A 15,324-nucleotide genomic window follows, 5' to 3' on the forward strand; every position below is an offset into this window, starting at 1 on the left:
CTCGCGGACCGCCCATGTGACCCATCGCCCAGGGAGCCCGACATGACTGCATCCCCCGCCACCAGCCTGCATCTGCAGGGCATGACGGAGCTGACGCTGCTGGCACCGCTCAAGCGCGGCTTGGTGCCCAGCGGCGATGCCTGCACCTTTGTCTCCCGCCTGCGCCTGCTCTTCGCCACGCTCATGGCCGCGCGCTCGAAGGCCCGCGAGCAGGAGCAGTGCTCGGCGTTCTCCGACGTCGTCGCGCGGGTCCAGACGATTCACAGCTTCCGCCTGGCCATTCTCGAACCCACGAACCAGCTGCTCCTGGCCGTCACGTTCGACAGCGGATGGGAGCCCTACATCCGCAAGGTCTGGCGCGACCTGGGCCCGCTGCTGGACGTGATCTTCTGCCACTGCGAGGGCTACCCGCTGGCCGCCGACAGCGCCTTCGAGACCTATGTCGACTGGATCCGCCGCCAGCAGGTGCAGGCCGGCTTCTTCTACATCGCCTCGGGTCTGAGCGTGGGGGACCTGCGCTACCTGGCGGATGTGGAACGGCTGCAGCGGGACGGCGATGCCGGCGGCACGGGCTGCCCCGCCCACCTGGTGTCGGAGCAGGCCATCGCCCGGCTGCGGATCCCGCACCCGTCCGAGACGGCGCTGCAGCAGGCCCGGTCCGCGCCGTCGCTCGTGCTGGCCCGCGGCCTGGAGGCGCTGGCGGGGCTCTATGCGCTGACCGACTTCTTCGCCGAGACGCCGGACCCGGACGCGCGCGACGCCGCCGTGCTGCTGCGCGCCGCGCAGGACCTGCTGGTGGAGCTGCGGGAGCCCCTGCTGCGGCGGCAGCTGGCCCTGGAGCCCGGCCTGCAGGCGCAGTTCCGGACCGAGCTGGCCTGGTTCTTCCAGGCGCCGCCCCCGTCCCGCCGGCCACGCCGCCCGCCGCCGCCCGTGCCCACGCCGCAGGCCCTGCAGGCGGGGCTGCTGCGCGCGGATCCGGACACCAGCCATGGCCTGCTCGTCCTGCTGCAGGTCCGCAGTCGCACGGCCTTCCGGCAGTGGCTGGCGGGGCAGCTGCCAGCCCTGGCCCCTCGGGAGGAGGCTCGCCGCCAACCCCTGCTGAACCTGGCCTTCACCCCCCGGGGCCTGCGCCGCCTCGGGGTGCCTGCCGAGACGCTGGGCCGCCTGCCCCGCGAGTTTGTCGAGGGCATGGAGGCCCGCGCCGACCTGCTGGGGGACCTGCGGGGCAACCATCCCGTCCACTGGCAGCGGCCGCGTCGCCATGGCCTCTCGGCGCAGGAGGCCGCGTCGGCGGGGCCGGGCAGCCGCATCGACCTGGCGGAGGTGGACCTCGTGCTGCAGTGGCGGGTGCTCGCGCCCGCGGCCGCGCAGGACGACGAACTCGGTCCGCAGCACCCGCTCTTCGCGGCCTTCGAGGCGCTGGCGTCGGAGCCCGGGCTGAGCGTGCTGGCGGTGGAGCCGCTGCGGCGGCAGACGGTCGGCCGACCCCGCGCGGGCACCGGCCCCGGTGGCGCGCCGGTGGTGGAGCATTTCGGCTTTGTGGACGGCATCAGCCAGCCCCGCTTCGTCGGGACGGCGGTCGATGCGGCCGGCGAGGCGCCTGGCGCGCCCCGGCGCTCCCGCGATGAGCTGCCGCTCGGCGAGTTGCTGCTCGGGCATCCGAACGAGCGCGGGGACGCCGATCCGGCGCTGGCGGAGGACCCGCTGCTCGCCGACGGCAGCTTCCTCGTGATCCGCAAGCTGCGGCAGTTCCCGGAGCGGCTCCAGCAGCGCCTGGCGGCGGAGGCGGCGCGACTGGGCCGGGAGGGGCTTCGCATCAGCGTCGATGAGCTGAAGGGTGCGCTGATGGGGCGCATGCCGGACGGCCGTCCCCTGGTGGCGCCGGACGGCCCGGGCCCGAACGACTTCGACTACCGCGGCGATCCCCAGGGGCTGCAGTGCCCCTTCCAGGCCCATGCACGGCGGGCCAACCCGCGCGAAGGGCAGCCCAACGGCCACGGCCCGGGCGGGCGGGAGCCCGTGCCGCGCCTGCTGCGCCGCGGCATGTCCTACGGCCCGGACGTCACGCCCGACGAGCTGGCGGGGCGCACGCCCGCGCGCGAGCGGGGGCTCTTCTTCATGGCCTGCAATGCCAGCATCGCCGAGCAGTTCGAGGTGGTGCAGCGCTGGCTGGCCGGCGGCAATGCCACGGGCGTGGGCTCGGCCCAGGGGGACCCGCTCCTGGGCGTGCCGGTCCTCGGCGAGCGCCGCACCCTGCGCTTCCTGCGCGAGGACGCGAAGGGGCAGCAGCAGGTGGTCCGGGTCTTCCTCGACGAGGAGCCGGACCCGCGCCGCGCGCCGGCGCCGCCGCAGCCCTTCGTCCAGCTCGCCTGGGGGCTCTATGCCTTTGTGCCCAGCCTCCGGGCGCTGGCGTGGCTGGCGCAGGCCCCTGCCGCCGCCGCACCGGCCCCCGCGTCCGAACCGGCCCGCGAAGGGCAGGCGCTCATCGAGCAGCTGCAGGGGCCGCTCAAGGGGGTCGGGGCGGCGGCGTGGAAGCAGTGCCTGGAGGACATGGTCGCCCGCAAGCAGGGCGTGCCCGACAAGCTCTGGGCTGCCGTGCGCGAGCTGCATGGCGGCGTGCTGGACACCGGCACCGACTACGGCGTGCTCGTCGGCGACCCGGCGCTGCTGCAGGAGATCCTGCAGGACCCGCAGGGGCATTACTCGGTGTGTGGCTACCAGGCGCGCATGCAGAACTCCATCGGCCCCATCTTCCTGGGCATGGACGCCGGTGCCGCCTATGCGCGCCTGGCCGATCCTGTCAACGCGATCATCGGCACGCTGGGCCGGGACGAGGCCTACCGGCTCAGCCGCGCGGCGATGGCCGATGTGCTGCGTCAGTGGTGGACCGAGGGCACCGCGTCGGCCCTGAGCGGTCCGTCACAACGCGTGCCGCTGGACCTCAAGCGCCTCAGTGACGAGGTGCTGGCGCGGCTGTCCCGGCACTGGTTCGGCCTGCCCGACGGGCGCTGCGTCCAGGCCGCGGCGCGGGACTGGCACTGGCAGGCGGACGTCCAGTCGCCGCCGCGCTGCCCGGGGCATTTCGACACGCCCTCGCGCTACTTCTTCCAGCCGATGCCCGAAGGCACGGCGGCCGAGGAGCAGGGCCAGCGCCACGGTCGCCAGCTGCTGGCGGCGGTGACGGCATGGGTGGCGCAGACGCGGGCGGGCGACGCCGCACCGGCGGGCACGCTCACGCCGGCCCTGTTCGCGGCGCTGCCGGGGCTGACGGATGCCGAGCTCGCGAGCACCTGCATCGGCGTGCTGATGGGCTTCCTGCCCACGGTGGACGGCTGCTGGCGCCGCGCGCTGATGGACAGCCGGGGCGATCAGCGGCTGTGGCTTGCGCGCGCCCGGCTGCTGGCGCAGGCCGGCACCCCGGATCTCGGGCAGGCCGAACAGGCGCTGCGGCCCTGGCTCGACCAGGCGCTGCTGCGCCATCCGGTGCCGGACATGATCTGGCGGACGGCGCGCACGGCGCACGGGCTGGGCGGCGCAGGCGTCCAGGTCGAGGCCGGGCGCCGCGTGGTCCTGGGGCTCATGAGCGGCACGCAGGTCCAGTGGCAGGCCCGCGAGGCCGGCGGCGAGGCGGCGCAGGCGCAGCCGGCCGACCTGAGCCTCGTGTTCGGCGGACAGCGCGCTGCCGGCGCGCCGCATCCGCTCCATGCCTGCCCGGGCTACGAGGCTGCCATGGGCCTGCTGCTGGGCATGAGCGCGGGGCTGCTGCAGGCCGAGCTGCAGCCGGGGTCGCAGGCGCAGCTGATGTGGATGATGGCGCCGCCACCGGCCTGATCGCTCTGCCGCCTTGCCGGATCAGGGCACGGACAGCGTGGCGCGGCGCGCCTCCAGCAGCGCCAGATGCCAGTCCATGCCCAGCCGGCGCAATGGCGGCTCGGCCGCCTCCAGCTGCTGGAGCGCGCCGGTCGTGTCACCCTGCAGCAGCCGCACGTCGGCCTCGCACAGGCGGTTGAGGGCGGTCTCGTGCAGGGAGCCGCGGCGCTTCGCGAGCGCCTGGGCCATCGCGAGGTAGTGCGAGGGCGGCCGGGTGCCATAGCCGCGGGCGGATGCCACGGCCAGCGCGCGCAGGGCGGTGGGAGCGCCCAGGAGGTCCCCCTCGCGCGAGCGGCGCAGGGCGAGGGCGGCCTGGCGGCGCATGGGCCCGTAGCGGCCCAGCGCGGCGTGGCCCTCGGCCAGCCAGCCATGCAGCAGCGAGCCGAAGAGGCGCTTGTGCCGCGCCTGCAGCCACTGCGTGGCCTCCTCGAGCGCCTGCAGCGCGCGCAACTGGGCATCGCTCCCCGGCGGGCTCTGGCGCCACTGCGCGCGGCTCAGCAGGGCGCGGCTCATGCCGAACACATAGAGGTTGCGCGCCCGCTGGGCGATCTGCACCGCCTGGCTCGCGGACTGCTGCGCCGCCTGCCATTGCCCCTGCCACAGCTGGACGAGGGCATGCAGGCACAGCACCGAGCCCTCGACCTCGTGACCCGCGCCGAGAATGGCCTGGCGCGCTTCGGCAAAGCACTCGTCGGCCTCGGCGAAGGTGCCCCAGTCGCCCAGCACCGCCGCCTTGCAGGCGAGGGCATAGGCCGAGCCCACGGCGGGGCGGCTGCCGCTGCGGTGCTGGCGCTTGACGGCGATGGCCGCGTCGAGCAGATCGACGGCGGCCTCGTATTGGCAGGCCGCCGCCAGGGCCTGGCCCAGCGTGGCCTGCGCCTGCACGAGCATGGCCGGCCAGGGGCTCGCGCGCGGGTCGGCGCCCGCCTCGGCGCACAGCCGCTCCAGCCCGCGCAGCGCCTCGCGCAGATCCGCCACGGCGGGCTGGGTCATGCCCAGGGCATAGGCCACGTAGCCACGCCAGAAGACGGTCAGCGCCTGCGTGGCGTGGTCCTCGCGGCGGCGGGCCTGCTCCCAGCCCTGGTCGAAGTAGCTCAGGTCCTCCGGGGACGGATCGAAGACACAGGTGAAGCCCAGCCGCTGCAGGATGCGCACCTGGCTGGCGTAGCGGTCCGGCGCGTCGGCACAGCGGGCGAGGGCGTCCAGGGCCGTGCGGTAGAAGTGCTGGGCGCGGTCCGGCGCGGCGCCCTGTTCGGCCTGGGCGCCAGCCTGCTCGGCGTGCTGGGCGGCCTGCCGCCAGTGGCCGGCCTGCGCGTGGTGGTAGGCCAGGGCGGCCTGCCAGCCGGCCCAGTCGCTCGTCACGCCCTCGGCGTCCTGAGGCCGGGTCTCCAGGAGGATGCCGGCGATGCGCCCGTGCAGCTCGCGCCGCTGCGGTGCCCCGACGAGCTGGTACACCACCTCCCGCGTGATGCCATGCTTGAAGCGCAGCTGCCCCGGAGCCTGGGCAGGGAAGAGCAGGTCCTGCTGGTCGAGCCGCGTCAGGGCGTCGAGGCAGTCCTCGCCGCACAGGCGCTGCAGCAGCCACATCGGCAGGTGCGTGCCGATCACGGCCGCCGTCTTCAGCAGCTGGAGCTCGTTCGCCGGCAGGCGCTCCAGCCGCGCCTCCACCAGGCTGCGCAGCCACGGCAGCTCGAGCCCGGCCCAGGCGCCGCGGGTGGGTCGGGGCTCCTCCAGGCGCTGGGCCAGCTGACCGGGGGGCAGCTGGGCGGCGCAGTGGCAGAGTTCCTCGATGTACAGCGGGTTGCCGCCGCCCTGGGCGTGGATGCGCTCGACAAGAAAGGGGTGCAGGCCGGGCAGCAGCTGGTTCACGGCCGGGCGGCAGTCCTCCAGCGACAGCGGGCCGAGGGGCAGGGCGTGGAAGTCCCGCCGCGCCTGCAGCGGGCCCAGCTCCGCCTGGCGGCTCGTCAGCAGCACGAGCAGCGGCAGCTGGGTCTGGCGCAGCAGCTGCTCCAGGATCTGCTGGCTGGCCTGGTCCGCCCACTGCCAGTCGTCGAGGAAGACGAGCTGTGGCTGCTGGCGGCCCAGGGCCCGCAGGAGCGCCGGCACGCGCGGCAGCCAGTCCCGCCAGGACTGCGCCAGGCCGCGGGGATGCTCATGCGGGCGCAGGGCCTCGAGCCAGGCGGCGGCGTCGCCCTGCAGCTCCTGCGGCAGCGCCTGCAGCAGGGCCGCGAGGTCCGGGGCCGTGGGCAGCTGGTCCTGGGGGCTCAGGCCCGGCTGGCCGAAGCAGGCCCGCAGCAGCTGCATCCAGGGCTGCATGAGCTCGCCGTGCAGGTGGCTGTCGCAGTAGCCGCGGTGGATGCGCCAGCCCTCGCGATGAGCCTGGGCGATCAGCGCCTCGCACAGCCGCGTCTTGCCCAGGCCCGGGGATCCGTGCACGAGGGCGGCGCGGGGCCCGCTCTCGGCCGCCAGGCGCAGTTGCTCGCGCAGCGACTGCAGCTCGGGCTCACGCCCCGTGAAGGGCAGGGCACCCTGGCGGACGCGGGCCTCCAGCCGGGTGAGGATCTGGCCGCGCCGGGTGATGCAGACGGCCGTCAGCGGCTCCGCCAGGCCGCGCAGGTGCAGCGGCTGGACGGGTCGGTGCTCGAACTGGTGCAGCTCCGGGCCGAGCGCGGCCTGGCTGACCCAGACCTCGCCCGGGCCGGCGTGTTCACACAGGCGCGCCGCGACATTGGGCGGCTCGCCGAGCAGGTCCAGGCGACCGCGTTCGAAGTCCCCCTCGACCACGAGCGTCAAGCCGGCATGCAGGCCGCTGTGCATCTGCAGGGGCGGGCGTGCGGGGTCGGCGGCGGTGCGCAGGCGCGCCACACCCTCGTGCAGGTCCAGCGCGGCCTCGGTGGCGCGGCGGGCGATGTCCTCGCCGCCCTGGGGGTAGCCGAACACGGCCAGCATGCCGTCGCCCTGCAGGCGCACGATCAGGCCCTGGTGCTTCGTGACGGCCTGGCGGCAGATGTCGCGGACGCGGGCCAGCAGCTCGAGGTAGTCCTCGGCCTCGAGCCGGGCGGCGAGCTGGCTGGACTCGCTGAGGTCACTGAAGAGGACCGCCAGGTGCAGACGCCTGGCGGATTCCTGCTCATGCGGACTCGGTGGCTTGGACACGACGGCGCTGACTCCCTGCGGGCGGGGGCAGGTCTTGCCGCGTGGACCCGCGACTGGGCGTCCTGCCCCGGTGCCGCGCAGTATGCGGGCGTCCGCGCGTCACGTCCACCGTAGAGCCTGACAGTGGTGACGCGGCCGGGGCGCCGGGGACTCAGTCCTCGAGCTCGAAGATCTGGGCGGAGCGCGCCGGCAGGTCCAGGTGTTGCCCGAGCGTGCCGCGGCGGCCGCTCATCACCTCGTGCCAGCGCTGACCCGCGCGCAGCATCTCCGGGTAGCGGTCGATGGCCAGGCGGCCCGCCCGCTCGCCCTTGTGCAGGACCAGCATCAGTGTCTGGGCCCCCAGCTGGCGGAACAGCACGTAGGCGCCGTCCTTCGGGCTGTAGTGGACCAGCCGGCCCTCGTGGATCGCGGCCTGATGCCGGCGCCAGTTCAGCAGGCGGCGCAGCCAGTCCTGTGCCGCCCGCTGGCGGGGGGACAGCCCCTCGCCGGTGAAGGCGTTGACCGGGTCTCCCGCCCAACCGCCGGGGAAGTCGCCGCGCACCGCGCCGTCGTCCCGTTCGCGCGGGCTGCTGAGCAGGACCTCGGAGCCATAGAAGAACTGCGGGATCCGCCGCGTCATGGCCAGATAGGCCGTGGCCATCTGGTAGAGGGCGAGGTCCTCATGCAGGGCGGCGATGACGCGCGGCGTGTCGTGGTTGCCCTCGAAGACGACGAGCCGTGCCGGGTCGGGGTAGACGAAGTCATGGGCCAGCGCCTCGTAGAGCCGCGTGAAGCCCGTGGCGTGGCCGTCGGCCTCGGTCAGGGCCGCCAGCAGGGCCTCGTGCAGCGGGAAGTCCATCATGCTGGGCATGTGGGAGACGTAGCCGTCGTGATTGCGCTTGCCGCGCTGCCAGTAGGCGACGACGGCCGGGTGTGGGCTCCACTCCTCGCCGACCATGGTCAGCCGCGGGTACTCCTCGAGCAGGCGTGCGCTCCAGCGGGCCAGGAAGGCCTTGTCGGAGTAGGAGTAGGTGTCCGTGCGGATGCCGCTGAGGCCGGCGTACTCGATCCACCAGAGGCTGTTCTGGATGAGATAGGTCGCGAGCACCGGCTGGCGCTGGTTGAGATCCGGCATGTTGGGCGTGAACCAGCCGTCCGTGAAGGCGCGGCGGTCGCTGTCCGCGGCATAGGGGTCCTGCACGGACAGGCGGGCGTGGCTGGTCTCCGTGTAGGTGGGCCACTGGTTGAGCCAGTCGCGCGTCGGGAGGTCACGCATCCACCAGTGCCCGGCACCGATGTGGTTGAGCACGATGTCCTGGATCACGCCCAGGCCCTTGGCACGGGCCTCGCCGACGAAGGCGCGGAAGTCCTCGTTGCTCCCGAAGCGGGGGTCGATCCGGTAGAGGTCGGTGCTGGCGTAGCCGTGGTAGCTGTACTCCGGGCTGTCGTTCTCGGTGAGCGGCGTGGGCCAGATCTGGGTGAAGCCCATGCCGGCGATGTAGTCCAGGTGCTGGCGCATGCCGGCGAGGTTGCCGCCGTGGCGGCCGCCCGGCAGGTGGCGGCGCTCGCCTTCCTTCATGCCCGCGGGCGCCGGGGCCGGCCGGCCCTGGGCGAAGCGGTCCGGCACGATCAGGTAGATCGCGTCCTGCGGGCCGAAGCCCTGGCGCTGCGCCGAGCCGGGCGCGCGGGCCTGCAGCGGATAGGGATGCAGCAGCACCCGCCGTGTGCCATCCATCAGCTCGAGGGGGACGTCCCCGGGACGGGCGTCGGGCGCGATCTCGAGATCCAGCACCAGGTAGTTCGGGCTCTCCAGTCGCTGCTGGCCCCGCAGCGTCACGCCCGGGTGCGACACGCGAGCCTGCAGCCGGCCGATGCCTTCGCCGTGCAGCATCAGCTGCAGGCCCGGCTGTGTCATGCCCACCCACCAGGAGCGGGGTTCGATGTGGTCCAGTGTCATGGCGTGGGTGCAGCTGAGGAAGGCCAGGCCGAGCGCGAGGAGGCCGCGGCGCAGGACATGGGGCAGGGAGGCGCACAGGGGCATGGAGTCACCATTCTCGGACAGGCGGGCCGGGCCGCCGGGATCAGCGCAGGCGGTAGACCGCGAAGGACTGCGGCGGCAGTTGCAGGGCGTCGGCGCGCAGGGAGCCGCGGGGCTGCCTGCGGTCCAGCCGGCCCTGGGCGGCACTGCGCAGCAGGGGCTGCAGGCGCTGGGACGGCGCGAGGCCGGCCGGGCGTCCCTGCCAGGGCTCGCTGCCGTAGTTGATGAGCACCAGCAAGACCTGACCCCGGCCGTCGCTGCCGTCGCTGCCCCAGCGGCGCTGGAAGCCGATCACGTGGCCGGACTGGAAGGCCTGGGTGTAGTCCCCGGCGCGCAGGGCAGGCTGGGCCTTGCGCAGGGCGATCAGGGTCTTGTAGTGGTTCAGCAGCGAGCCGGGGTCGCGCGCCTGGGCCGCCGCGTTGTGCGTGCCGGCATTCGGGGCCACGGCGCGGAAGGGCTGGCCGCTCGTGAAACCGCCCTGTGACGTCCAGCTCATGGGCGCGCGCAGCGGCACGTCGCCCGGGCCGGCCACGCCGGCCATGCCGATCTCTTCACCGTAGTAGAGGAAGGGAATGCCGGGCATCAGCAGGTAGGTGGCGGCGGCGAGCCGGTACCGGGCCTCGTCGCCCGCCAGCTGGTCCCAGACGCGCGCGCCGGCAAAGATGTCGTGGTTGGCCAGCATGGTGGCCATGTTCAGCGGCGTGTGCTCGAAATGCGTCACGAGGGGCTGCAGCGCGGCCGCCTCGCCCCGGGCCGCCTGGATGATCAGGCGCTCCAGGCCGAAGTCGAAGGCGCTGCCGCACACGTCGGGGCTTGCATAGGCGGTGGGGCTGGCCGTGGCCTCGCAGACGCTGAAGCGGCCGGGGCGGCTGCGGATCAGCCGCGCGAAGTCGGCCGTCAGCGCGCGGCTCTCGGGCTGGTCGTTCCAGTCCCGGGCGCTGTTCTCGACGAGGTGCGGCACGGCGTCCAGCCGGAAGCCGTCCAGGCCGCGGTCCAGCCAGAAGCGCAGGCTCTCGCGGTGGTAGTCCACGACGGCGGGATTGCGCAGGTTGAAGTCCGGCATGTGCGCGCCGAAGGTCGCGAAGAAGCGGGCGCTGTCGCTGGCCTGCCCGGGGAGGGCGTACCAGGGGGTGTGGCCCCAGATGTCCCAGTCCTTGAGGTCGGCGGGGGCGGGGTCCCGCCAGACGTACCAGTCGCGCCAGGGCGACTGCGGATTCGCGAGGCTGTCCTGGAACCATGGATGCTGGCTGGCGCTGTGGTTGAGGATGTAGTCCATCACCACGCCGATGCCGCGCCGGTGGGCCTCGCGCACGAAGGCGTCGAAATCGGCCAGGCTGCCGTAGTCCGGCTCGATCGCGCGGAAGTCGGTGATGGCGTAGCCGTGGTCGTGGTCGGCGCTACGGGTGATGGGCATGAGCCACAGGCCCGTCACGCCCAGCTGCTGCAGATAGTCCAGCCGGCGGGTGAGGCCCCGCAGGTCGCCGATGCCGTCGCCGTCGCTGTCCTGGTAGGCCCGGACGAAGACCTCCATGAACACGCCCTGTGACCAGCCGGCCGGGGGGGTGGAGGCGGGCGCGCTGGCGGGCGCCGCCGAGGCGCCCCACGCCAGGCTGCTGATCAAGATTGAGAAAATGATTCTGTAGTTCAAATACATGATCGCCCGCCGCTCAGAGGCTGGAGATGTCCTGTGCGGGATGAGGATAGTTGGAAATGCGCCTGCTGAAAACCCAGGTATTTTGCGGATGTAGTTTTGCTACTATTTCTTGTCTTCACGAGCGCCGATCGTCCCCATGAGCCGACTTCCCGCGAACCTGCCGCTGTCTGACCTCACTCGCCGGCGGAGGGGGGGCGTCCGGGGCCTGTCCCTGGGGCTGGCGCTCGCACTGGGTGGGCTCGGGCCGGCGATGGCCGACGAACGTGCATCGGCGCTCGCCGACTGCGACGCGCCCGGGCTGGCTTCCGTGCTCCACCCGGCGCCGGACGGCGCGCCGCTCTGGCCGGCCCGGGCGCATGCCCTGGACCTGCGGCATCTGCAGTGGCCCGGTGTCGGCGAGGCCGGCTCGCTCCACCTGGTCGCGGCCTGGCGGGGTGGGCTGGTGGCGCGCGTCGGCCAGGCGCTGACGGGCGCGGACGCCCGCCTGCCCCTGCAGCGCGACGGCGCGCTCCCGCCGGCGCTGGCGCAGCGCTTCCCGCACCTGCGCGACGGCGGTGTGCTGCGCCTGCCCGAGGGGCAATCGCTCGACGAGCGCTGGCTGCGCGCCGAGCTGCTGCTGGTGCGGGAGGACGCGCAGGGCCATGTGCAGGACGCCAGCCGCGTGCAGGCGGCCGGCGCACTCGACGCCCGCTTCGCGGATGCCGCCGAGGCGCTGGCCTACGGGCCGCTGTTCACGCCGGGACGCGCGGACGCCGGCCTGCGCCTGTGGGCGCCGACGGCGCACCGGGTGCAGGTCTGCCTCTATCCCGACGCCGAGTCGCCCGCCACCCGGGTGCAGCCCCTGCGCTGGGAGCCCGCGAGTGGCAGCTGGTCGCTGCCGCCGACGCCGGGCACGCGCAACGCCTACTACCGCTTCCTCGTGGACGTGCTGGTGCCGGGCGAGGGCCTTCTGCGCCAGCGCGTGACCGATCCCGCCGCCGTGAGCCTGAACGCCGATTCGCGGCGCAGCTTCCTGGCCGACCTGGAGGACCCGGCCTGGATGCCGCCCGGCTGGCAGGCCCACCGCCGCCCGGCGCCGCCGGCCTCGTCCACGGACATGAGCGTCTATGAGCTGCATGTCCGCGACTTCTCCTGGCGCGACCCCAGCCAGCCGCCTGCGCAGCGCGGACGGTTCGGCGCCTTCTCGCAGGCCGGGGCACTGGGCGTGCAGCACCTGCGCCGCCTGGCCCGGGCCGGGATGACGGATCTGCACCTGCTGCCGGTCTTCGACATTGCCAGCATTCCCGAGCGGGGCTGCCGCCAGCCCGCCGTGCCCGATGCGGCGCCCGACAGCGAGGCCCAGCAGGCCGCGGTGGGCGCCGTCGCCGGCCTGGATTGCTACAACTGGGGCTACGACCCGCTGCACTACAGCGCGCCCGAGGGCAGCTACAGCAGCGACGCCAACGACGGCGGCCGGCGTCTGCTGGAGTTCCGTCAGATGGTGATGGCCCTGCACGGCCTGGGGCTGCGCGTGGGCATGGACGTGGTCTACAACCACACGCCGGCCTCGGGGCAGCATCCTCATTCGGTGCTGGACCGCATCGTGCCGGGCTACTACCAGCGCCTCGACGCCCAGGGCCGCGTCGAGCGCTCCACCTGCTGCGACAACACGGCCACCGAGCACCGCATGATGGCTCATCTGATGAGCGACTCGGTCCTGCTGTGGGCCCGCCGGCACGGCATCGACTCCTTCCGTTTTGACCTCATGGGACACCAGCCGCGCGCGGTGATGGAGGCCATCGCCGTGCGATTGCGGCAGCAGACGGGGCGCTTCATCCCGCTGATCGGCGAAGGCTGGAACTTCGGCGAGGTCGCCGACGGCGCGCGCTTCGTGCAGGCGAGCCAGCGCTCGCTCAACGGCAGCGGCATCGGCACCTTCAGCGACCGCGCCCGCGACGCGCTGCGGGGTGGGTCCCCGGGCGACGGCTCGCCGGCCGGGCTCGTGCGCCAAGGCTGGAGCAACGGCCTGTACACGGCGCCGAACGGGCCGGCGGCGGCCGTGGGTGTCGAGGCGCTCGAGCAGGCCGCGGACCTCGTCCGCGTCGGCCTCGCGGGCAGCCTGCGCTCTGTCCGGCTGCAGAATGCACAGGGCGTGACCCGGCGCCTGGACGAGATCGCCTACGGTGACCAGCCGGCGGGCTATGCCGCCGAGCCGGCCGAGGTCGTCAACTACGCGGAGAACCACGACAACCACACGCTCTTCGACAACCAGGTGCTGCGCCTCCCGCGCGACGCCACGCACGAGGAGCGCGTGCGCTCGCAGCTGCTGGCGACGGCGGTGACGGCCTACAGCCAGGGTGTGGCCTACTTCCACGCCGGCATGGAGATCCTGCGCTCCAAGTCCCTGGACCGGAACAGCTACGACTCCGGCGACTGGTTCAACGGGCTCGACTGGCGGCTCCAGGACAACGGCTTCGGCGCGGGCCTGCCGCCCGCCGCCGACAACGCCCCGGCCTGGCCGCTGTACCGTGCGCTGCTGGCCGACCCGGCGATCAAGCCGCGCCCGCAGGACCTGCGCCAGGCCCGGGACCGCTTCCTCGACCAGCTGCGCGTGCGGGCCAGTTCGCGGCTCTTCCACCTGCGCACGGCGGCCGAGGTGCAGCGGCGCCTGAGCTTCCCGCGGCTGGCCGCGCCGGCCTCGCCAGCCCTGCTGCTGGCGCGTCTGGACGGTCAGGGCCTGCCGGGGGCGGGCTTCCGGGAGGTGCTGCTGGTCTTCAACGCCAGCCGCGAGCCCCAGGCCTTTGCCTGGGACGACGCACGGCTGCCCTGGCGTCTGCATCCGGTGCTGGCGCGCCGCGGGGCCGCCGATGACACCCTGCGGCAGGCGGCGCGCGTCGACCGCCGACAGCGCCGGGTGCACGTGCCGGCGTGGTCCGCGGCGGTGTTTGTGCGTTGAGCAGGCGGCGCGCCATCCGCATCGTCCCGGGGTGAGAGATGACACGCCTTGTCACGACCCCGGGACGCGCTCATGATCCAGGCAGATCCCCGAGCTGCGAGTCATCGATCATGTCCAAGCGCCGTCTCCCGTCCTTCCGTCCGTCCTCGTTCGCCCGCTGGGGCGCCGCCGTGCTCGTCCTGGGCCTGCTGCAGGCCTGTGCCACGGCCCCGCAGCAGAGCCTGCCGCCCCCGCCCCTGATCGACGAGGCCTTCGGGCCGGCTCCCGCGCTGCCCGGCCGCGAGGCCCTGATGGCGCTGACGCCCGAGATGGCGGAGTTCCTGCACAAGACGGTCGAGCCCCGGGCCCGCACCTATGGCAGCAAGGAGGGCCTCATCCGGGCGCTCTACCAGGACGGCAAGCTGCAGATCCAGTACGACGGCGAGAAGACGCGCACGGCCGCCGAGACCTTCGCCGAGGGTCGGGGCAACTGCCTCTCGCTGGTCCTGATGACCGCCGCTTTCGCGCGCGAGCTGCACGTGCCCATCTACTTCCGCTCGGTGATGGTGGACCCGCAATGGACGCGCGGCTCCGACCTCATGTTCCGGGCCGGCCACGTGAACCTGGGGCTGGGCACGCGGCTCCAGGAGCGCGGCACGTCCTCGACCATGGACAGTCCGATGATCGTGGACTTCCTGCCCGAGGAGCAGCGCCGGGCGGACCGGGCGATGGAAGTCAGCGAGTCCACCATCGTGGCCATGTTCTACAACAACCGCGCCGCCGAGCGCCTCTACGACGGCGACGTGCGCGGTGCCTACTGGTGGGCGCGGGCGGCCGTGCTGGCGGACAGCCGCTTCAGCGGCGGCTTCAACACGCTCTCGGTGCTCTACCGCCGCATGGGCCGGCTCGACCTCGCGGATCAGGTGCTGACGCAGGTGCTGGCCCTGGAGCCCGACAACGAGGTCGCCCTGGCCAATATGGTGGTGGTGGCGCGTGAGGCCGGCCGCCATCAGGATCAGGCCCGCTACGAGGCCCGGCTGGCCTCGCTGCAGCCGGTGCCGCCGTTCCAGTTCTTCGACGAAGGCGTCGAGGCCATGAAGCGGGCGGACTTCCGCACGGCGGACGCCCTGTTCGCCAAGGAGCTGGCGCGCTCCGCCAACAACCACGAGCTGCACTTCTGGGCCGCGCTGGCGAAGCTGGGCATCGGCCAGCAGGAGCGTGCGGCGCGCCACCTGTCGCTCGCCGCGGAGACGAGTCCGACGCCGGGCCAGCAGCGGCTCTACGAGGCCAAGCTCAACAAGCTGATGGCCACGAAGCAGCTGACGAACTGACGCCGCGCGCCTGTCAGAGCGGCGGGAGGCCGTGGCGGGCCCGCGCGAGGGTGCAGGCATCGTCCCCCAGGCCCAGCGGCGCCCGCAGGCCGAATTCCCGGCAGGGCGAGGGGCGCCATTCGTAGATGCCGCAGCTCGCGTTGACGCCGACCTGCCCCGTGAGTGCCGCGCAGCGCGGCTGGGCATGGTCCGTGCCCCGCAGCCGGCACAGGCTCGCGGTGACGTCCACGCAGAGGCCGTCGGGGACATGCCCCCCTTCGCTCTGGAGCTCCTCGCGGGCAAAGTCCACACGGAAGCTGGCGCAGCAGGCGCCACAGCGCAGGCAGGGGTTGTCGGTGCTCATGCGGGCGAGTGTAGGCGCCGCGGGTCGGTGGCCGATGCG

The 15,324-nt window shown here is 73.6% G+C and carries 7 protein-coding genes; 3 read left to right on the forward strand and 4 right to left on the reverse strand.

The features are described 5' to 3' along the window. Positions 1 to 42 precede the first annotated feature (42 nt). Positions 43 to 3,831, forward strand: coding sequence for a Dyp-type peroxidase (locus QRD43_RS14910; RefSeq protein WP_285983296.1), 3,789 nt, complete (start codon positions 43 to 45; stop codon positions 3,829 to 3,831). A gap of 21 nt (positions 3,832 to 3,852) precedes the next feature. Here QRD43_RS14910 and QRD43_RS14915 read toward each other — a convergent pair whose 3' ends face one another. The 3 genes from QRD43_RS14915 to QRD43_RS14925 form a co-directional block, all read right to left on the reverse strand. Next, complete coding sequence (locus tag QRD43_RS14915) at positions 3,853 to 7,026, reverse strand: ATP-binding protein (protein ID WP_285983297.1); 3,174 nt, start codon at positions 7,024 to 7,026, stop codon at positions 3,853 to 3,855. Positions 7,027 to 7,177: 151 nt separating this feature from the next. Further along, positions 7,178 to 9,046 (reverse strand): glycoside hydrolase family 13 protein, encoded by a 1,869-nt coding sequence (locus QRD43_RS14920; protein WP_285983298.1) that lies wholly within the window; start codon positions 9,044 to 9,046, stop codon positions 7,178 to 7,180. A gap of 40 nt (positions 9,047 to 9,086) precedes the next feature. After that, positions 9,087 to 10,664, reverse strand: a complete 1,578-nt coding sequence (locus QRD43_RS14925; RefSeq protein ID WP_285983299.1) for an alpha-amylase family glycosyl hydrolase — start codon at positions 10,662 to 10,664, stop codon at positions 9,087 to 9,089. A gap of 169 nt (positions 10,665 to 10,833) precedes the next feature. On the opposite strand from QRD43_RS14925, the gene QRD43_RS14930 reads away from it, so the two are divergent. Next, a complete protein-coding gene (locus tag QRD43_RS14930; RefSeq protein WP_285983300.1) occupies positions 10,834 to 13,632 on the forward strand; it encodes an alpha-1,6-glucosidase domain-containing protein in 2,799 nt (932 codons plus the stop codon). Between the two features lie 110 nt (positions 13,633 to 13,742). Beyond that, entirely contained in the window at positions 13,743 to 14,942 is a 1,200-nt protein-coding gene (locus QRD43_RS14935) for a tetratricopeptide repeat protein (protein WP_285983301.1), read from the forward strand. A 13-nt stretch (positions 14,943 to 14,955) separates the two neighbouring features. On the opposite strand, the gene QRD43_RS14940 is transcribed toward QRD43_RS14935, so the two are convergent. Further along, positions 14,956 to 15,285, reverse strand: a complete 330-nt coding sequence (locus QRD43_RS14940; RefSeq protein ID WP_285983302.1) for a YkgJ family cysteine cluster protein — start codon at positions 15,283 to 15,285, stop codon at positions 14,956 to 14,958. Positions 15,286 to 15,324: the final 39 nt, after the last annotated feature.

The organism is Roseateles subflavus (genome assembly GCF_030285365.1).
GTDB classification, from domain to species: domain Bacteria; phylum Pseudomonadota; class Gammaproteobacteria; order Burkholderiales; family Burkholderiaceae_C; genus Roseateles_B; species Roseateles_B subflavus.